Source organism: Thermoanaerobacter sp. YS13 (genome assembly GCF_000806225.2).
GTDB lineage: Bacteria > Bacillota > Thermoanaerobacteria > Thermoanaerobacterales > Thermoanaerobacteraceae > Thermoanaerobacter > Thermoanaerobacter uzonensis.
Window position 1 is genome coordinate 302,130 of record NZ_JOOI01000002.1, and the last position, 18,344, is coordinate 320,473.

At 34.7% G+C, this 18,344-nt stretch carries 19 protein-coding genes; 1 reads left to right on the forward strand and 18 read right to left on the reverse strand.

What is annotated here, in order from left to right; translation table 11 throughout:
* Positions 1-29 precede the first annotated feature (29 nt).
* From rho to THYS13_RS09355, 17 genes are all read right to left on the reverse strand, one after another.
* Positions 30-1,556, reverse strand: coding sequence for a transcription termination factor Rho (gene rho, locus THYS13_RS09275; protein ID WP_042834269.1), 1,527 nt, complete (start codon positions 1,554-1,556; stop codon positions 30-32).
* Positions 1,557-1,868: 312 nt separating this feature from the next.
* On the reverse strand, positions 1,869-2,720 hold the full coding sequence (locus tag THYS13_RS09280) for a class II fructose-1,6-bisphosphate aldolase (protein ID WP_042834270.1): 852 nt from the start codon (positions 2,718-2,720) through the stop codon (positions 1,869-1,871).
* Between the two features lie 125 nt (positions 2,721-2,845).
* Positions 2,846-3,196, reverse strand: coding sequence for a response regulator (locus tag THYS13_RS09285; protein ID WP_042834271.1), 351 nt, complete (start codon positions 3,194-3,196; stop codon positions 2,846-2,848).
* A 271-nt stretch (positions 3,197-3,467) separates the two neighbouring features.
* A complete protein-coding gene (gene hypE, locus THYS13_RS09290; protein ID WP_042834272.1) occupies positions 3,468-4,457 on the reverse strand; it encodes a hydrogenase expression/formation protein HypE in 990 nt (329 codons plus the stop codon).
* 15 nt (positions 4,458-4,472) lie between these two features.
* Positions 4,473-5,534: a hydrogenase formation protein HypD gene (gene hypD, locus THYS13_RS09295; RefSeq protein ID WP_042834273.1), complete on the reverse strand. Its 1,062-nt coding sequence runs from the start codon at positions 5,532-5,534 to the stop codon at positions 4,473-4,475.
* Positions 5,509-5,751, reverse strand: a complete 243-nt coding sequence (locus THYS13_RS09300) for a HypC/HybG/HupF family hydrogenase formation chaperone (protein ID WP_003868946.1) — start codon at positions 5,749-5,751, stop codon at positions 5,509-5,511. Before THYS13_RS09300 ends, hypD begins: the two co-directional genes overlap by 26 nt.
* A 2-nt stretch (positions 5,752-5,753) precedes the next feature.
* On the reverse strand, positions 5,754-8,009 hold the full coding sequence (gene hypF, locus THYS13_RS09305; RefSeq protein WP_042834275.1) for a carbamoyltransferase HypF: 2,256 nt from the start codon (positions 8,007-8,009) through the stop codon (positions 5,754-5,756).
* Positions 7,967-8,623, reverse strand: a complete 657-nt coding sequence (gene hypB / locus THYS13_RS09310; protein ID WP_042834276.1) for a hydrogenase nickel incorporation protein HypB — start codon at positions 8,621-8,623, stop codon at positions 7,967-7,969. Before hypB ends, hypF begins: the two co-directional genes overlap by 43 nt.
* Before the next feature lies 1 nt (position 8,624).
* Positions 8,625-8,966: a hydrogenase maturation nickel metallochaperone HypA gene (gene hypA / locus THYS13_RS09315; RefSeq protein WP_003868943.1), complete on the reverse strand. Its 342-nt coding sequence runs from the start codon at positions 8,964-8,966 to the stop codon at positions 8,625-8,627.
* A 1-nt stretch (position 8,967) separates the two neighbouring features.
* Positions 8,968-9,339, reverse strand: coding sequence for a 4Fe-4S binding protein (locus tag THYS13_RS09320; RefSeq protein ID WP_042834277.1), 372 nt, complete (start codon positions 9,337-9,339; stop codon positions 8,968-8,970).
* A gap of 9 nt (positions 9,340-9,348) precedes the next feature.
* Positions 9,349-10,431 carry a nickel-dependent hydrogenase large subunit gene (locus THYS13_RS09325; RefSeq protein WP_042834278.1) on the reverse strand — a complete coding sequence of 361 codons (1,083 nt, stop codon included), beginning with the start codon at positions 10,429-10,431 and terminating at the stop codon, positions 9,349-9,351.
* Positions 10,424-10,801, reverse strand: coding sequence for an NADH-quinone oxidoreductase subunit C (locus THYS13_RS09330; protein ID WP_003868940.1), 378 nt, complete (start codon positions 10,799-10,801; stop codon positions 10,424-10,426). Before THYS13_RS09330 ends, THYS13_RS09325 begins: the two co-directional genes overlap by 8 nt.
* Positions 10,798-11,265: an NADH-quinone oxidoreductase subunit B family protein gene (locus THYS13_RS09335; RefSeq protein WP_042834279.1), complete on the reverse strand. Its 468-nt coding sequence runs from the start codon at positions 11,263-11,265 to the stop codon at positions 10,798-10,800. The genes THYS13_RS09330 and THYS13_RS09335 overlap by 4 nt, the downstream gene beginning before the upstream one ends.
* A gap of 5 nt (positions 11,266-11,270) precedes the next feature.
* The gene (locus THYS13_RS09340; RefSeq protein WP_029688125.1) at positions 11,271-12,125 is read right to left on the reverse strand and encodes a respiratory chain complex I subunit 1 family protein; all 855 of its coding nucleotides are present in this window, start codon (positions 12,123-12,125) and stop codon (positions 11,271-11,273) included.
* A complete protein-coding gene (locus THYS13_RS09345; RefSeq protein WP_042834280.1) occupies positions 12,122-14,008 on the reverse strand; it encodes an NADH-quinone oxidoreductase subunit L in 1,887 nt (628 codons plus the stop codon). The genes THYS13_RS09340 and THYS13_RS09345 overlap by 4 nt, the downstream gene beginning before the upstream one ends.
* Before the next feature lie 302 nt (positions 14,009-14,310).
* Complete coding sequence (locus tag THYS13_RS09350; protein WP_042834281.1) at positions 14,311-15,792, reverse strand: AAA family ATPase; 1,482 nt, start codon at positions 15,790-15,792, stop codon at positions 14,311-14,313.
* A gap of 1 nt (position 15,793) precedes the next feature.
* Positions 15,794-16,312, reverse strand: a complete 519-nt coding sequence (locus THYS13_RS09355; RefSeq protein WP_042834282.1) for a hypothetical protein — start codon at positions 16,310-16,312, stop codon at positions 15,794-15,796.
* A gap of 141 nt (positions 16,313-16,453) precedes the next feature.
* Between THYS13_RS09355 and THYS13_RS09360 the strand changes: the two genes are divergently transcribed.
* Entirely contained in the window at positions 16,454-16,810 is a 357-nt protein-coding gene (locus THYS13_RS09360) for a hypothetical protein (protein WP_042834284.1), read from the forward strand.
* A gap of 384 nt (positions 16,811-17,194) precedes the next feature.
* Here the strand turns inward: THYS13_RS09360 and THYS13_RS09365 are convergent, their stop codons facing one another.
* Complete coding sequence (locus tag THYS13_RS09365; RefSeq protein ID WP_201035678.1) at positions 17,195-18,307, reverse strand: Mrp/NBP35 family ATP-binding protein; 1,113 nt, start codon at positions 18,305-18,307, stop codon at positions 17,195-17,197.
* Between the last annotated feature and the right edge of the window lie 37 nt (positions 18,308-18,344).

Consider the following 18,344-nt stretch of genomic DNA (forward strand, 5'->3'; position numbering starts at 1 on the left):
AGAAATTATAACACAAGTTATACACAATATCAAGATTTATATAATTGTGCCCTTATCATATTTATAAACTCCGCATTAGATTTAGTTCGTATTAATTTTTCAATTAACATCTCTGTAACCTCTGCAGGCGGTAAATTTGACATAGCTTTCCTTAATATCCACATGGCCTCCAATTCTTCTTTTGTAAGCAGCAATTCTTCTTTTCTTGTACCCGATTTGTATATATCAATAGCAGGAAATATCCTTCTTTCTTGTAATTTTCTGTCAAGATGAAGTTCCATATTGCCCGTTCCCTTAAATTCTTCAAATATAACTTCATCCATACGGCTTCCCGTTTCAATCAAAGCAGTAGCAAGAATAGTTAAACTTCCACCCTCTTCTATATTCCTAGCTGCTCCAAAAAATCTTTTCGGAGGATGTAATGCAGAAGGGTCAATGCCACCAGAAAGAGTTCTTCCTGAAGGAGGTGTAATAAGGTTATAAGCTCTTGCCAACCTGGTAATACTATCTAAAAGAATCACCACATCCTTTTTATACTCCACAAGTCTTTTAGCGTACTCTAATACCATTTCAGCCACTTTAGTATGGTGTTCTGGTAGTTCATCAAAAGTAGAATATACTACTTCTCCTTTTATAGAACGTTTCATGTCAGTTACTTCTTCAGGTCGTTCATCAATTAAAAGCACAATGAGAATAACTTCTGGATGGTTTTGTGAAATGCTATTGGCAATTTGCTTAAGTAAAGTGGTTTTTCCTGCTTTTGGCGGTGCAACAATCATACCCCTTTGCCCTTTACCTATAGGAGCAATGATATCTACCAATCTCATAGAAAATTCCGTAGGTGAAGTCTCTAATTTCAATTTTTCATTGGGAAAAATAGGAGTTAATTCATCAAAGGGAATTCTTTTTTTAGCATTTTCAGGATCTTCACCATTTATAGATTCCACATACAGAATTGCAGAATATTTTTCCCCTTCTCTGGGAATCCTTGTAATACCCCTTACTTTGTCGCCAACTTTTAAGCCAAAGCGTCTTATTTGCGATTGAGAAATATATATATCTTTGGGCCCTTGAACAAAATTTTCTACTCTTAAAAATCCGTAACCATCTGGCAAAATATCAAGAATGCCTTCTGCCACTACATCTCCTTGTGTCTGTATAAGTTCTTTCAACGGATCAGAAAGTTCTTTAGCAATTGGCAAGTTCGCTTTTGAAGAAGTTGATTGAGCTTGTAAGCCATTTGCGCTATTTTCAGTAGCAATAGACTTTGCATAACCATTTTTCGATATGTTAGAATTAGTATTTGAAGTATCATCTATACTTTTATCTATCGCACTTTCTTGTAATCCTTCTGTTTGCCCTTCATTTAAACCTTCCTTTTTTTTGTTATCCTCTTGAATTAAATTTTCTCCATTTAATTGACTAACCTTTTCCAAAATTTTTTCTCTCAACTCTTGTTTTCTGTATTTCGTAATACTTTTAATACCTAACTCTTTTGCAATTTCCCTCAGTTCCATCAAACTCAAATTTTCCAAAGTATTAATATCAAAATGCAAATGTACACCTCCCAAAAGTAGAATTTTAACAAACTAAGTCCTCATTACCTCATTTTTAAAAAAGTATAAGAGGGAACTTATCTGAAGATAAAAATGAGAATTTCTGCACAACACACTTCTCGCAAAGGATACTTATTAAAAACACAAAAAGAAAATGCTGAAGAAATGAATACGTATAATCTTATTCTATTTTATTTATATTTTTTTGGAATGTCAAGTAGTTATTTTCAGTCCCAAAATTTATAATTAACAATTTGTAGGAAATTTATACATAAACATAAAGTATAAAAAGCGGGGATAACCCGCTTTAAATTATGCTTTTCCTGCTGCTCCAAATAAAATCATCTTTTGTTTAATTACTTCTTTCATCGCATCTCTACAAGGACCTAAAATTTTTCTTGGGTCGTATACTTCACTATCTTTTTTTAATAAATCTCTTAGTCTTCGTGCAAATGCCTGTCTTATATCCGTATCTATATTTATCTTATTTATACCCAGACTCACTGCTTTTTTTATAGCTTCCTCAGGAACTCCTGAAGCTCCATGTAAAACTAAAGGAATATTGAGCATTTCTTTTATCTTTTTAAGTCTATCAAAGTCAAGCTTAGGTTCTCCTTTGTAAGGTCCATGAGCTGTTCCGATAGCTATAGCTAAATAATCTACTCCTGTTTCTTTTGCAAATTTTAAAGCTTCTTGTGGGTCTGTCATGGCCGCTTCTCTTTCATCTACTGTGATATTATCCTCTGTACCACCAATTTTTCCGATTTCAGCTTCAACAGAAACCCCCATTCCGTGAGCAATTTGTACTACAGTTTTCGTCACTTTTATATTTTCTTCGAGGGGCAATTTAGAGGCATCCATCATTACAGAAGTCCAACCATTTCTCAAGCATTTCATGACTGTATTGAAATCTGTACCATGGTCAAGGTGAAGAGCAATTGGAACTGACACCTTTTCAGCCATTGTCCTGACGATCGCAGAAATCGTCTCAATACCAGCGTATTTCAATCCTCCCTCACTGACTTGTATTATGACTGGTGATTTAGTTTCTTCTGCCGCTTCCACAATGGCTTGGGTAATTTCTAAATTACTGGTGTTAAAAGCTCCAACTGCATATCCTTCTTTATGAGCTTTTTCTAATATCTCTATACCTGTCACTAGCATTGCCAACAGCTCCTTTATTATAACTGATTTTTAAAATACTACCTAATATTATGTAACTTTACTTTTTCATTATAGCATTTGTTTAAAGCTAGCTCAAGAAAAATATAAAAAGGTACAATCGTACCTTATACAAACATTTCTTGCTTTAGACTATCATAAACTAAATTTTTTAGTGTTATTATGTCAAAAGGTTTAGAGATAAAAGGAAACTCCACAAAAGGCTCTTGTGGCTCATCTGCTGACATTATAATACCTTTCATGTTTGGATGAATATTCTTAATTTTTTTAATAATTTTTATCATATCTTTTGCCATGTGTAAATCAAACAATCCTACATCAGGTCTAAATTTTTCTATCTCTTTGTCAAAATAGCTAATATCACTGTAAGTTCTTACTTCATGTCCATCCATTGTAAAAATTTCTTCTATTAAACTACAAATTCCTTTATTATCGTCTAAAACTAAAATTTTACTCATTTTATGCCACCTTTTGTACCCAAAAATCTTTCTTTTAACACACAATAATTAATATTCTACAAAAAAATAAATATTCCTCTTTTTAAATCAAAAATTTATTAAAAAATTTATGAATTAGTTTCCCCACTTACTTTTAATTCCTGTCTATCTTCTTCCATATTTCTTATCAAATTCCTTTTTTAACATGCTCATTATATATTCGTCGTAATATTTGTCATCTCTAAAAAGGCTCTGCCTCAATACACCTTATATCTCCTCTCCTACAAGCAGTTTAGCATATCCTAGGAAGCAGTTCTCCTATGGGTCTATCTATAATTCTCGAAGTGCCATAAACTGTATTGATTGTAACAAGTTTTGAATCATTCACTTCACCTATTATAGCTGCATCTTTTCCATATTTATCTGATTTCATTATTTCTAAAGCTTCTTCCGCGTATTTCCTGTCAACAACTGCAATTAACTTACCTTCATTTGCTAAGTGCAAAAAATCAAATCCCATCAAATCACAAGCAGATTTTACACTTTCTTTTATGGGCAACTTATCTTCGTATATTTTAATACCAACACCGCTCATTTTTGATATCTCATAAAGTACTTCTGCCACTCCGCCCCTTGTAGGATCCCGCAATACCTTAACAGCTTTCTCCAAAGTCATAAGTTTTTCTATCATCTTGTTAAGAGGTGATACGTCTGACAAAATTGGTGGGTCAAATTGCAACTCTTCTCTCGCACTCATAATAGCCATTCCATGATCTCCTATTGTTCCGGAAATTAACACTATATCTCCAGGTTTTGCATTTTTAATTGATACATTTACATTTTCATACACAACGCCTATCCCAGAAGTGTTTATAAATACGCCGTCGACTCCGCCTTTTTCTACGACTTTAGTATCTCCCGCGACTATTTTCACACCTGCTTCTTCTGCTGTTTCAGCCATAGATTTTACTATTCTCTTCAAATCTTCTATGGGATAACCTTCCTCAATTATAAAGGCTGAGGTTAAATATAAAGGTTTAGCTCCTCTCATAGACGCATCATTTACTGTCCCGCACACTGCAAGTCTTCCTATGTCTCCTCCAGGGAAAAAGATAGGCTTTACTGTGAAACTATCAGTGGTAAGAGTGATATTCCCAAAAAGCAATGCCGCATCTTCCATCCCTTTTATATATTCATTGTCAAAAGCCTTTGAAAAAACTTCTTCAATTAAATTCTCCATCATGGTTCCGCCGCCACCATGGGATAGCAAAACTTTATCCATACTTCTCATCCTTTCTTAAGCCCCGTACTTATAAAAAGCTGCGCAAGAACCTTCTGAAGAGACCATGCAAGGCCCCACAGGATTTTCAGGTGTACATGCTCTTCCAAACAGAGGACATTCATTAGGATAAATACTTCCCTTTAAAACATCTCCACATCGGCAACCTTTTATCTCGATTTCTTCTCCAATTGGTTTTATATCAAATTTTACCGCCGCATCAAAGTCTTTATACTTGTCTTTTATCCTAAGTCCTGAACCTTTGATCTTTCCAAGACCTCTCCAAGTACTATCACAAGGTTCAAAAATTTCATCAATTATCTTTTGTGCTTCAAGATTTCCTTCTTTTCTTACCACTCTTTTATACTGAATTTCAATAGCAGGATTTTTATAATTTTTGAGAAGCATTATAATACTCATCAAAATATCCATTGCTTCAAAGCCGGAAATTACACCACCAACTCCAAATTCTTTAGGAATAAACTCATATATCTTGCTTCCAGTTATTGCACTCACATGTCCTGGAAGTAAAAAACCTTGTACGTTTGAACCTCCTTCAAGAAGTGCTCTTAAAGCTTCAGGCATTGTCTTATGAAGGCAGTATACACTGTAATTTTTTATATTTTTCTCCCTTGCCTCCTTTATAGTAACAGCAACAGTCGGAACAGTTGTTTCAAATCCTATTCCTATAAAAACTACCTCTTTGCTCGGATTTTCCTCAGCGTATTTTAAAGCATCAAGAGGTGAATAAAACACTTTTACCTCTTTGCCTGCTGCTCTCTCTAACTGCAATGATGACTTGCTACCTGGCACCCTTATAAGGTCCCCGAAAGTAGCAATTACAACATTTCTATTAGCAAGTTCTACTGCACTATCTATTTCGTTCTGCGCTGTCACGCACACAGGACATCCTGGGCCTGATATAAGCCTTATATTTTTAGGCAAAAGCTGTCTTAATCCAAATTTTGAGATAGCCATTGTATGGGAACCACATACCTCCATGATATTAAAAGGACCACCCGGATTTAAAGCTTCAATTGCTCTTTTTGCCTTTTCAATCATTTCTGTCTGCTGCATCATTTAAAACCTCCATAAGTTCTTCCCAAAGCTCCCTTTCCATTTCTGCTTCTTCTTTATCCACAATGCTTATAGCAAGCCCTGCATGAACCATTACATAATCTCCCACTTTAACCTCTGGCACCATCTCTATCGATACTCTTCTTATTACACCGCCTAATTCTGTTTCTGCAACTTTTCCTTCAATTTTTAACACTTTTGATGGAACTGCAATGCACATGTTTATCCCTCCAATTTTCTATTCGCAATAACAGCCTGACCTAATGAAATTCCTCCATCATTGCAGGGAACTTTGCTGTTAGAATAGGCTTCGAACCCCGAAGCAGTAAGCTTAGCCAGTAGTTTCTTTAATAAATACCTGTTTTGAAAACTTCCACCGCTTAACACCACTTTATTTATACCAAACTCTTTTCTCAACTCCAATGCTAAATAGTGAGTAAACTCTACAATGGAGTTGTGAAATTTTGTCGCAATTATTCTTTTGTCAATTCCATTTTTATAGTCCTCATAGAGTTGGTGTAATATCATTTCTGGATTTATTATATATTCTTCATCGCGATAAACATCAAAATCATAAAAATCATCATTTTCAATTATTAAACTCTCAAGCTCCATTGCACCCTGCCCCTCAAAAAGTACTTGGTCTCTCACGCCAAGTAAAGAAGCTGCTGCATCAAAAAGTCTTCCCATACTGGATACATACGGAGTATTAATCCTTTTCTCAATTTGCTTTAAAATTAAATCAACCTCTCTAGAATCAAATCTTTCCACAAAATCTTTATAAAAATTTATATCCTCTGAAATAAAACCTAAAGCTACCCTGTAAATCTTTCTTATCGCCAACTCTCCACCTGGAAGTGGCTTGTATTTCAAATGTCCTACTCTTAAAAAATCCTTTAAATCGCATATCAAAAATTCTGCACCCCATATATTACCATCTGTACCATATCCAGTGCCGTCATAGGCTATCCCTATCACTTTATCTGTAATATTATACTCTGCCATACAGCTAGCAATATGGGCATGATGGTGCTGAACCTCAATGCGAGGCAAATCACACGACAAGGCGTACTGAGTAGAAAGATAGCCTTTATGCATGTCATGAGCTATTACCTGAGGGGTCACTCTAAAAAGTCCTTTATACCTTTCTATCTGCTCTTTATAATATTCAAAAGTCTTTTCATTGTCCAAATCTCCTATGTGATGACTTATAAAAGCATATTGACCGCGAGTCATGCAAAAGGTATTTTTGTAAAAGCCACCAACCGCCAGCACATTTGCTTTGACATCTTTTTTCAATAAAAGTGGCTGAGGGGCATATCCTCTTGCCCTTCTTATAATCCTCTCAGCACCTCCATTAAAGGAAGTTACTGAATCATCTATTTTATTGACTATATCCCTATTGTTTAAAAGAAAAACATCAGCTATATCCTTTAATTTTTCTAAAGCCTCTTCATTGTCTTTGCAAAGAGGTTCTTCACTGACATTTCCGCTTGTCATCACAATAGGAAAATCAATCTCTTCCATCAAAAGATAATGTATAGGAGCGTATGGAAGCATTACTCCTAACGTATCTAATCCGTCAGCAACACCTCTTGCAAGTTTTTCTCCTTTTTTCTTTAAAAGTACAATCGGCTTTCTCTGACTTAAAAGAAGTTTTTTTTCTTCTTCACTTAAAATGCAATACTCCTTTACCTGCTTTATGTCTTTCATCATAACTGCAAAAGGCTTTCCATATCTCTTTTTTCGACTTCTCAAAGTAGAAACAGCTTCATCGTCAAGAGCATTTACTGCCAAGTGAAAACCGCCTATACCTTTAATAGCGAGAATTTTACCCCTTTTAAGAGCATCTACAGCACATTTTATTTCATCTTCCTGACAATTATCTCCTACAAATTCAAGCTTAGGACCGCAGTCAAAACAGGCTACCGGTTGCGCGTGAAATCTCCTGTCATTGGGGTTATTGTATTCTTGTTCACATTTTCCACACATTGGGAATACTTTCATGGAAGTTTTAGGTCTGTCATAAGGAATATCCTCTATTATGGAAAACCTTGGCCCACAATTTGTACAATTTATAAAAGGATACCTGTATCTTCTGTCATTTGGGTCGTTCATTTCCTTTAAACAGTCGTCGCAAACTCCCATATCAGGGGACACAGGGACAAATCCGTCATCTTCTTTACTTTCCATAATTTTGAATTCCATGTAATTTTTAACTTCTGACTCTTTTATTTTTATCTCGTCTATAACAGCTAAAGAAGGAGGATTTTCTTTTATTTCTTTTATGAAACATTCTACGTTTTCTTTTTCTCCTTCAACCTCTATATACACTCCAGAGGAATTGTTATATATCATTCCCTTTAGATTGTATTTTTGTGCAATATTAAAGACAAAAGGGCGAAAACCAACGCCCTGTACAATGCCATAAATATTTATTTGTCTTGCCTGAATTTGTGATACTCTTCTTCTAACCATTTTGCAAACTCACCAAATCCTTCTCCTGTCCTTGCAGAAACTTCAAAAATTGGTGCATCCGGATTTAAAGCTCTTATCCCATCATAGAAGAATTTCTTATTAAATTCAAAAAAGGGAAGCATATCAATCTTATTCAAAACTACAGCTTTTGCTTTGGTAAAAAGTGCTGGATATTTATAAGGTTTATCATCACCTTCTGGAACATTAGCCATTGCCAATTTAAAGTCTTCACCTAATTCAAAGGCAGAAGGGCATATGAGATTTCCTACATTCTCAATAAATACAATACCATCATCAAAAGATAAAGCCTTAAGCGCTTTGTTTACTGAACCAGCATTTAAATGACAAGACCCTCCTGTATTTATCTGCACAACAGGTATATTTCTTTCAGCCATTTTCCTAGCATCAATGTCTGAAGTGACATCCCCCTCAATTACAGCACAAGGCACTTTGAGATTTTCAATTGCCCGTAAAATAAAAGTTGTTTTTCCAGCTCCAGGTGAGCCTATTAGGTTTACCATCAAGATGTTTTTTTCATCTTTTATGGCTTTGTTTTCATGAGCTACATTATTATTAGCCTCTAGCACATCTCTTATAATTACAATTTCCTCCATATTATTCCACCTCTATACTTTCAATGTAAAATTCTTTCCCTTTGTTCACCAAAACTCCTACTCCTCCACATACAGGACAGTTAAAAGTAAAATTAGACCTTTCAAAAATGGTACCACACTGCCTGCACTTAAACTGTGCTTTTATAATTTTAAACGTTAGCTCTGCTCCTTCTGCTACCGTATTTTCTGATAGTATGTCAAAATAAAACTTTATACTTTCACTTTCAAGACCAGTAAGTTCCCCTATTACAACTGTAACTTTGGTAACTTTTTTAACCTCTCTCTTTTCTGCTTCTTCCAGCACCATGTCAACCAGACTTTGGGTCACAGACAACTCATGCAATTTATATTCCTTCCTTCTTATCCTTTTCAGGAGGATTTTTAACCTCTTTCTTTTGCAATATAACATATTTGTCATTAGAAATAGGTCGATATTCTCTTAGCATGGTCAGGGACTTAGTAGGACAAGCATCCACACAAGCACCACATATTATACAAGCAAAAGGCTCAAAGCTCCACGTCCCTTCTTTTCTATCTACCTGTATACAATTTGAAGGGCAAACTCTTTGGCATATACCACATAAGATACACTTCTCAATATCATTTTCTATATGGCCTCTTGCCCTTTCGAAAGGTTCTCTCTTTTCAAAAGGATATTTTCTTGTAGCCGGTTTATGAGTAAGATTACTTACTACATTTTTAAGCATATCCAGCATCTACACCACCTACCTTTCAGTACAGCTGATACATGGGTCAATTGTCAAAACAAGCACAGGCACATCTGCTAAAGTACTGCCTGGAAGCATGTGCAAAAGAGATGCTAAATTTGCAAAAGTAGGCGTTCTTATTCTAAGCCTATCTAAGTATTTTCCTCCAGTGGATTTAATGTAGTAAAATACTTCGCCTCTAGGCTGTTCGACTCTTGAGATAACTTCACCAGCAGGTAAATTAGGCTTTACTTTTACATTAAGTTCACCTTCTGGCAGCTTACTTATTGCTTGTCTTGCAAGGTCTATTGACTGAAACATTTCTTTTACCCTTACAATTGTTCGCGCATAAGTATCTCCATCTTTTTCTACAATTGGTTCAAAATCTAAGTCCTTATAAGCAGCATAACCTGTCGTTCTCATATCGATAGGTACACCGCTTCCCCTCAGAGTAGGTCCTACAGCTCCCAACTTATAGGCTTCATCTTTAGAAAGTACACCAACACCTACGGTTCTTTGCTTAATAGTATAATTATTTCTAACTATTTTATCAAGCTCTTTTAAGCCTTCTTCGACTTCTTTAAGCTCATTAAGTAACCATTTTGCTTGTTCACTATCAATATCTCTTCTCACACCACCAACAATGTTTACAGAAATAATCACTCTATTACCAGCTGTAGCTTCCAGTATATCCATTATCTTTTCCCTTATTCTCCAAGACAACATAAAAAGATTCTCAAATCCAAAAGCATCTGCCAAAAGGCCAAACCAGAGGAGATGGCTGTGAATCCTGTGAATTTCTGCCCAAATAACCCTTAAATATTTTGCTCTCTCTGGTACATCAACGCCAATCAATTCTTCTACTGCCTGGCAATAAGCCTGGCCATGCATAGCACTGCAGATGCCACAAATATGGTCAACCACATATACCATTTGATTAAAATCCTTTTTCTTAACAAGCAACTCAAGCCCTCTATGAACAAAACCAAAAGCCGGGTAAGCCTCTACTACTTTTTCATCCTCAACGACCAATTTCAAGTGTATAGGCTCTGGCAAAACAGGATGTTGTGGGCCAAATGGTATTGTACTTTTTTCACTCATTCTTATCACCTTTATCCCTTCTCATGATTTCTATACTAGCTTGTGGAGAAATAGGAGCGTATTCCCCTAAAAATAACAATCCTTGGAAGTCAAGTACTAAATTTTTAAATTTCATTCCAAACATTTCATGTATCTCATTTTCCACAGGAAGTGCAGCAAAATATATTTTTGAAATGCTGGGTACCTCTTCTTGTGGAGATACAAAAACATGAAAACTATCCATTTGATAGTCTTTTTCAAAGGTATAAATTATTTTAAATTTGCCTTCTTCTTCAAGACATGTTTCAGTAACAAATCTATACCCATTTTCATAATAATATTTCGTTTCTTTTTCGATATCCTCCAATTTTATTTCTTTAGTCGTAATCATTTTAACACCTCTTCAGCTTTCCCCATTTTTTCATATTTTTCTTTTAAAATCTCAGCCGCTTTATAAAGCCCGTCTATTATAGCCTCCGGCTTCGCAGGACAACCTGGCACATAGACATCTACAGGAATTACTTTATCAATTCCTCCTATAACATTATAAGCTTCTCTGAATACTCCACCAGTCGCGGCACAAACTCCTACTGCTACCACAACTTTAGGGTCAGGCATTTGGTCGTATATATTTTTTAAGACTTCCTTATTTCTTGTATTGACTGTACCTGTCACCACTAAAATATCCGCATGTTTTGGATTCCCTACATTTACCATACCAAACCTCTCCATGTCATAGAGAGGAGTCATACAAGCTAAGATTTCAATATCACAACCATTACAACTGCTACAGTTGTAATGCAAAACCCACGGTGACTTTTTAAAAGATTTTTCAATAAACTCTTTTAAACCCATCACAATCATCTCCTAAAGTAAATATAAGCTATATTTATAATTGTAAACAAAATGCTTATACTCCAACTAAAAGCTAACATCCACTTTACTGTCATTCTTGCCGTTATATTATCTATGACTATATCCATAAAAAATGTCGCCAAAGCAATAAGAGCACCTATTACAAGATTTTGAGACCATAATATAGCTATCATTGCTAGTATTAAAATCATTTCATACCAGTCAGCAATATGAATTAATGCCAGGTAAGGCCCTGAATAATCTGTCAAAATGCCTCTTACCAACTCTTGATGAGCGTGTTCTGATGCTGATAAATCAAAAGGAGATTTCTTTAGCTTTATTGTCAATACTAAGCCCAGCAACAAAAACATCAAAGGTAAATCTAAAATCAATCTGCCATGCGTCATTATTTGCGCCAAATTAAAACTCCCTGTTACATTGTATACCGATATAACAAAAAATATCAGCATGGGCTCGTAAGCCAACATCTGCATAAGCTCTCTTTGTGCACCTACCTGACTATAGGGTGATTTTGTTGAAAGAGCCCCTGCTATATAGAACACAAGCCCTACAGACATGATGAATAAAATCATCAAAAGGTCAGCTTTCAATGCAAAAAGCCCCACAGAAAGAATCGCCGATAAAAGATACATATAGGCAGAAAATACTTGAAAGTCATTTACTAATAGTTTTTGCTTGTACAAAAGTTTTATTACATCGTAAAAAGGTTGCCAGATGGGAGGCCCATATCTTCCTTGTATAAAGGCTGTTAGTTTTCTATCAATTCCAGACAAAAAACCGCCAATAAATGGAGCTATAACTACTGCTGCGATAAATATTACAACTTCATTCAAAGTCATATCAAAGCACCTCCCAGAATTACAGCAATTAAAGCAATAGAAACATAATTAAAATATCTCGTCAATGTTCCCTCATTTGCAAAAGTCGTAAGGTAATAATTTCTTACATTATATCCATTATTCTCTATATAATTAAGCCCTGCCGTATAAGGAGTTGTTTTTACCACAACTTTCGTAGATTTTCTTATAGAAATCAATGAAAGCACTATTGCTATGCCAAGAGTTATGAAAATTGGATATATAGTAAACCCACCAGCCGGTGTATATAAATAACCTCTCACAGCTTTTAGTGCAACATCCATTTTCATAGTCAATATCTGAGGCATTACAAGCATGTTATAAAGGATAGAAACTATAAAGCTTAATGCAATAGCTATAGCTGTCAAACTGTAAAGGGAAATGCCAACTGTGGGATTCACATGTTCTTCTAAATGTGGGCTAAAATACGTCCCCGACAAAAGATTTCCTATCCATCTGGTATAATAAAGTGCAGTCAAAGCACTTCCTATCGCTAATATGATGGAAATCAAAATTTGGTTAGCTGCTACTTCTATTATAAGCCATTTAGAAACCAGCATTCCGAAAGGTGCTGCCATAAGAGTCAAAATTCCTATAAAAGTTATTTCTGCTGTTACAGGCATCCTATTTATCAAACCTTTCATATCTTCAATGTCTCTGCTCCCAATGTGCTGTTCTATCGTTCCAACGCACAAGAATAACAAAGCTTTAGACACAGCATGGAATATCAAAAGCAATATAGCTGCAGCAATAGCACTTGAAGTATTGAGTCCAATGCTTGCTATCATAAGCCCTAAATTTGACACAGTAGAATATGCCAATATCCTTTTGGCATTACTTTGACTTACAGCAAGGAAAGCTGTAGCTACGAAAGTAAACGCACCATATATTGCTATAAAATCACTCAACAATGTACCTCTAAAAAGTGGCGAAAATCTCAGTAAAATATATATACCCGCCTTAACCATTGTACTGGAGTGCAAAAGCGCAGAAACTGGCGTAGGAGCCACCATTGCGCCAAGCAACCAACTCTGAAAAGGCAGTTGAGCAGACTTAGTAAATGCTGCAAACGCTATGAAAAACATGGGTAGAAGTATATACGTAGCATCTTTTATGCTCAATACTTCTGCTAAAGAGGTAGTATTGTAGTTTGTGTAGATAAATATTATACCTAATAAAAGCGCAACCCCCCCCATCATGTTAATCCACAATGCCCTTGAAGCATTTTTAATAGCCTCTTCAGTCTGGTCATGACCTATTAACAGGAAAGAGCTCAGAGTAGTTATTTCCCAGAAGAAATAAATCCACATTAAATTATTTGAAAATACTACTCCATTCATTGCACCAAGGAATACAAGTATAATAGCAAAAAATCTCGGCTGTTTTGTGGGTGATACATGTTTCTCTTCTTCATGATGGTCCATATATCCAAAAGCGTAAATAGCTATTAAAGAACCAACAATCGATATAATTAAATTCATAATGATAGAGAGCTCGTCTACAAAAAACATTGTAACTTCATGTTCTTTTAACATAAAAAACTCAAAGTATATCAAAGGAACAAGTTGTAATACCGCAAAAAAAGTAGCTCTCCATTCTTTAATTTTAAAAGAAATATAAAGCACATAAAACAAAAGAGCAAAATCCCCTATTTTGATAGCCAAATCCATTCCATTGTAATAAGCCGGGGAATTAAAAATATCAGGTACTTTTAAGGTTGCCAACATAATTAAAGATAGTAAAACGATTACACCTAAAGATGTAGCAATAAAAACCTTTCTAATAGAAGATTGCCTCAAAAAAAGAACAATAATACCCGCTATAATAGGAAATACAACGCTTAACAGTAATAAATTTGACTGCATAAAAACACCTCTCTTAAAATTTAACTGACTACACCTTACATATTGTATACAGAATTCTAATTAATTGATAAACTTTCTACAATAATTATAAGGTTTCATCTGTATAAAGTCAATAACAATAGATAATATTTATCATGAAATAATAATATTTTTTTGTGTTATTATTTTAACAAACTGAATTTTCCCTTATCTCCACTATCACTTAATTCTTCACTTATTAAAATACATAATGTCCTTGTTTTTTTCTCATAATTTGTTTTATTTTGTTAGAAAAACAGCCCTTCAAGGGCTTTTTATACAAATCAAGCTATAGCAACTTCCTTCTCACCTATTAGTTCTCTCAATTTCTCTCCTGATATAGTTTCTTCTTTTCTTAAAATATCTGCAATCGCTTTTAAAACTTCCAGTTTTTCTTGCAAAATTTCTTTTACTTTTCCTTCTTGGACTTGAATAATTTTATTTATTTCCTCATTAACTTTTTCCTTAGGAACATCTTCTTTACTTACTATCCCTAAATCGGACAATCCAGTATATACCATCTTCTTTGCAATATCAACCGCTTGTTCAAAGTCATTAGCAGAACCAGTACTTCTATTGCCCAAAACCAAAAGTTCAGCTACTGTACCACCTAAAGCCACCATTATATCTTTTTCCAACTGTTCTTTTGTATAAATGAGCATGTCTTCTTTGTCTGTCTGCCTCACAAATCCAAGTGCTTTACCTCTTGGTACAATTGTCACAGTCGCAACAGAACCTGGATTTACTGTTTCGCTTATTATCGCATGTCCCGATTCATGAACAGAAACCCTAAATATCTCTTCTTCTATAGGTTTTCTATCACTTTTTTCTCCCAATATAACTTTATCTACAGCCTCTTTAAAATGCTTTTGTAAAATAACTTCTGAATTATCTCGCATTGCAAGAATTGCTGCCTCATTGCAAAGGCTCTCTAAATGAGCTCCAGAAAAACCAAAAGTATCTTCAGCTATTTCTTCAAGATTAACATCTTCCCCCAAAGGCTTATTCTTTGTATGAATTTTTAAAATCTGCAGCCTTCCACTTTTATCAGGCAAGTCCACAACTACTTGCCTGTCAAATCTGCCAGGTCGCAAAAGAGCAGGATCTAATAAATCTGGCCTGTTTGTTGCAGCAATTACTAAAATATTTATTTCTCCATCGCTTTTAATCCCATCCATTTCCACTAACAATTGATTAAGGGTTTGGTCGTATTCATGATGGCTTTCATTAGTTCCTCTTTTAGCACCTAATATATCAATTTCATCAATAAATATTATTGCACTGTTTTTGCCTTCTTTTCTAGCAAGATTTTTTGCTGTTTCAAAAAGATTTCTAACTCTTTGAGCACCTACTCCCGCATACATTTCTATAAATTCACTACCTGAAGTAGCTATAAAACTCGAATTTGTATATTTTGCAGCTGCTTTAGCTAATAAAGTTTTACCAGTTCCAGGAGGTCCTGTCAGTAATATGCCTTTGATAGGCCGTATACCCATTTTAGATATTTTCTCCCTATTTATTACAAAATCCAAAGCTTCTTTTAACTCAGAAATAGCAGTATTTTGTCCTCCAATATCTTCAAAGGATATTTCCGATTCGGGTTTTATAATATTTTTGCTCCCTGGTACTAACCCTTTATTTTCCATAATATAATTAAAAAGCAAAAAAGCACCTGCCAGAAAGAGTAAAGGAGTAACATTTATACCTAGAAAAGCTGCAAATATCCCAAAAGCAATAACTACTCCTAATAAAATTTCTTTAACCATTTTAGCTTTCCCCCTTGTAAGCCTCACGCGGTATTATTTTATATAAATAATGAGAACCATCTCTTAAATCTAAATAGATATTTTGCTTATCAATGTATACATAAGATATTACACTATTTTTACTTGAAATTTCTCTTATTGTATCATACATCTTCATATAATCGCCTTTTTGTATGCCTTCGTAAATTGAAAACTGGCAGTTATAATAAACATTATTTAACTTTTTATTAGGATTGTCAATAAGTAAAATATTTATTTTAACAGGGTATTTATTTACCTTGTTTTCTATTTCTTTATAAGTTTCCATTAAATTTTCTACTTCTCCTAATCTAACTTTTATAGTATATCCATTGGTATCAGTTGAAATTGTTGCCATTTTAACAAATTTAACCGTACTTACATCTTTTGAAATCTTATCGGGCAGAATTTTATTTTGATACAATTGAAAGCTGGCAAATAAAAATCCAAAAACTACTACAAAAGTTATTAAAACAATCTGCCATCTTATCCCCTTGAGCAAAACTCTCACTCCTTGTCTATGATATACTGTATTATATCATAGAATATATATCGAGTACAATATTAAAAATTTTGTTTTGTCTCTTAGAAGGAGTATAATTAATTTATAGAAAATACGTAAGAAATAAGGAGGCAAATTTGTATGAGAATAGCTGCTACAACAACAGAGGAGGGTTATATTGAAAAACTTCCCGACGGGCCATATATAATTATTTTTGATACACAAAAAGAAAATAGTGAAAAGTACGATAATCCGGGATACTTTCTAAAAGAAGGAAGAAGAAGTGCTATTGTAGATTTTCTCCTTGACCAAAAAACCGATGTAGTAATAACTGTGCCTGAAGCTTTTTGCAGTCTTTCTTATGGAAAGGCAAAGCAAAAAGGGCTAAAATTTATACGTCTTGAGAGAAGTTTGCCTTATGAAGAAGTTATACAAAACCTCTCAAAATATGTTGAAAATTTAACTAATACAATTCCTGAAGACGAACTTGCAAAATAAAAAATACTCACAAAGAGGCTTCAGACTGTAGACAAACTTTCATGACAAACTTTCATAAAGGAGATATTTTGCATAAGGAGTGACTTGTTACAAAGCGACCCGGCACTCAAGTAAGAAAGTTTATAAAACAAAAATAGAAAAAACAAGCATACTTACTTGAGTGCCGGGAAACTTAGCAAGACTGAGGGTGGAGGCAGGGCCGAAGCCAAGGATGGCAGAGGCGGGCACTAAGACAAGGAGGTCGAATGTGCCCGGTACCCTGCCGGAGCCCGAAGGTCGAGCTTTAGTTTTGTCGCTTTGGAACATCGGAGCTACGATGCAAAATATCTCCTTTGAATATTTTTTAACTTTGTCAGGAAACTGAAGCCTCACAAAGAGGCTTTTTTATTTGATAGGCCTTACTTTCTCCACAACTTTTTCCGCCAGTTCAATATAAGGAAGTCCCTCAAGTCCATCATCAAAAGCAGGTGGTATACCTACATCGCTTAATTCTCTGACTTTAACCGTTATTGGAATCTTTACAAGTATTTCCGTTCCTAAATCTTGCGCTAATTTTTCTGTTTCCCCTTCACCAAAAATATTATATCTTTGGTGGCAGTTAGGACATTCAAAATATGACATGTTTTCCACAATGCCTATAACTTCTAAATTAACTTTCTTAGCCATATAACCGATTCTTCCTGCTACGTGAGAAGCTGAAGCTTGTGGAGTTGTCACAAGCACAAATTTTGACTCAGGCAATTTTTGCATCACTGTAAGAGGTATATCTCCTGTTCCTGGTGGTAAATCCAATACTAAATAATCTAATTCTCCCCAATATACATCATTGAAAAACTGATCAAGAACTCCTGACAAAAGTGGACCTCTCCATATTAAAGGTGTATCTTCGTCAGTAAAATTACCCATTGAAATCACTTTTATCCCGAATCTTTCTAATGGCAAAATAGTGTGCTCATCCAATGCGTAAGGTCTTTCATCCACAATTCCCAAAAGCCTTGGAACACTAAATCCTAACACATCAGCATCCAAAAGCCCTACTTTAAAGCCTAATCTAGCAAGGGCTACAGCTAAATTAACTGCAACAGTGGACTTGCCTACTCCACCTTTTCCACTACCTACTACTATTATTCTTGTATTTTCAAATATAGGTTTCCTCTCACCGCTAAGCTTTCTTGCTAAATTTTGTCGTTCTTCTTCTGTCATGCTACCTAAATTTACTATTACTTTCGAAACTCCTTCAAGTTTGGATACTTCTTCGATAGTATCTTTTTTAATAGTATCTTGAAGAGGGCAACCTTTCACAGTAAGGTTTATGTCAATTGTAACTTTATCCCCTTCTATTTGAATATTTCTCACCATCTCAAGGTCAACTATACTTCTTCCTATTTCTGGGTCATAAACCTTTCTTAGAGCGTTTAATACTTGTTCTTTTGTAAGCAACCTTATACCTCCCATTGGTATTTTTTTGTTGACATTTATATTATAATATATAATCATTATTAATAGAATACCCTCAAAAAATTTTGTCGATGCG

Excerpts from the sequence above, each read along its gene's own strand:
- THYS13_RS09340 (WP_029688125.1), bottom strand. The coding sequence starts at position 12,125 with ATGACTTTGAATGAAGTTGTAATATTTATCGCAGCAGTAGTTATAGCT.
- hypF (WP_042834275.1), bottom strand. The coding sequence starts at position 8,009 with ATGGTTAGAAGAAGAGTATCACAAATTCAGGCAAGACAAATAAATATT.
- THYS13_RS09330 (WP_003868940.1), bottom strand. The coding sequence starts at position 10,801 with ATGATTACGACTAAAGAAATAAAATTGGAGGATATCGAAAAAGAAACG.
- THYS13_RS09345 (WP_042834280.1), bottom strand. The coding sequence starts at position 14,008 with ATGCAGTCAAATTTATTACTGTTAAGCGTTGTATTTCCTATTATAGCG.
- hypE (WP_042834272.1), bottom strand. The coding sequence starts at position 4,457 with ATGGATAAAGTTTTGCTATCCCATGGTGGCGGCGGAACCATGATGGAG.
- THYS13_RS09360 (WP_042834284.1), top strand. The coding sequence starts at position 16,454 with ATGAGAATAGCTGCTACAACAACAGAGGAGGGTTATATTGAAAAACTT.
- THYS13_RS09325 (WP_042834278.1), bottom strand. The coding sequence starts at position 10,431 with ATGAGTGAAAAAAGTACAATACCATTTGGCCCACAACATCCTGTTTTG.
- hypD (WP_042834273.1), bottom strand. The coding sequence starts at position 5,534 with ATGATGCAGCAGACAGAAATGATTGAAAAGGCAAAAAGAGCAATTGAA.
- hypB (WP_042834276.1), bottom strand. The coding sequence starts at position 8,623 with ATGGAGGAAATTGTAATTATAAGAGATGTGCTAGAGGCTAATAATAAT.
- THYS13_RS09285 (WP_042834271.1), bottom strand. The coding sequence starts at position 3,196 with ATGAGTAAAATTTTAGTTTTAGACGATAATAAAGGAATTTGTAGTTTA.
- THYS13_RS09365 (WP_201035678.1), bottom strand. The coding sequence starts at position 18,307 with ATGATTATATATTATAATATAAATGTCAACAAAAAAATACCAATGGGA.
- THYS13_RS09280 (WP_042834270.1), bottom strand. The coding sequence starts at position 2,720 with ATGCTAGTGACAGGTATAGAGATATTAGAAAAAGCTCATAAAGAAGGA.
- THYS13_RS09300 (WP_003868946.1), bottom strand. The coding sequence starts at position 5,751 with ATGTGCATTGCAGTTCCATCAAAAGTGTTAAAAATTGAAGGAAAAGTT.
- THYS13_RS09335 (WP_042834279.1), bottom strand. The coding sequence starts at position 11,265 with ATGGGTTTAAAAGAGTTTATTGAAAAATCTTTTAAAAAGTCACCGTGG.
- THYS13_RS09320 (WP_042834277.1), bottom strand. The coding sequence starts at position 9,339 with ATGCTGGATATGCTTAAAAATGTAGTAAGTAATCTTACTCATAAACCG.
- THYS13_RS09350 (WP_042834281.1), bottom strand. The coding sequence starts at position 15,792 with ATGGTTAAAGAAATTTTATTAGGAGTAGTTATTGCTTTTGGGATATTT.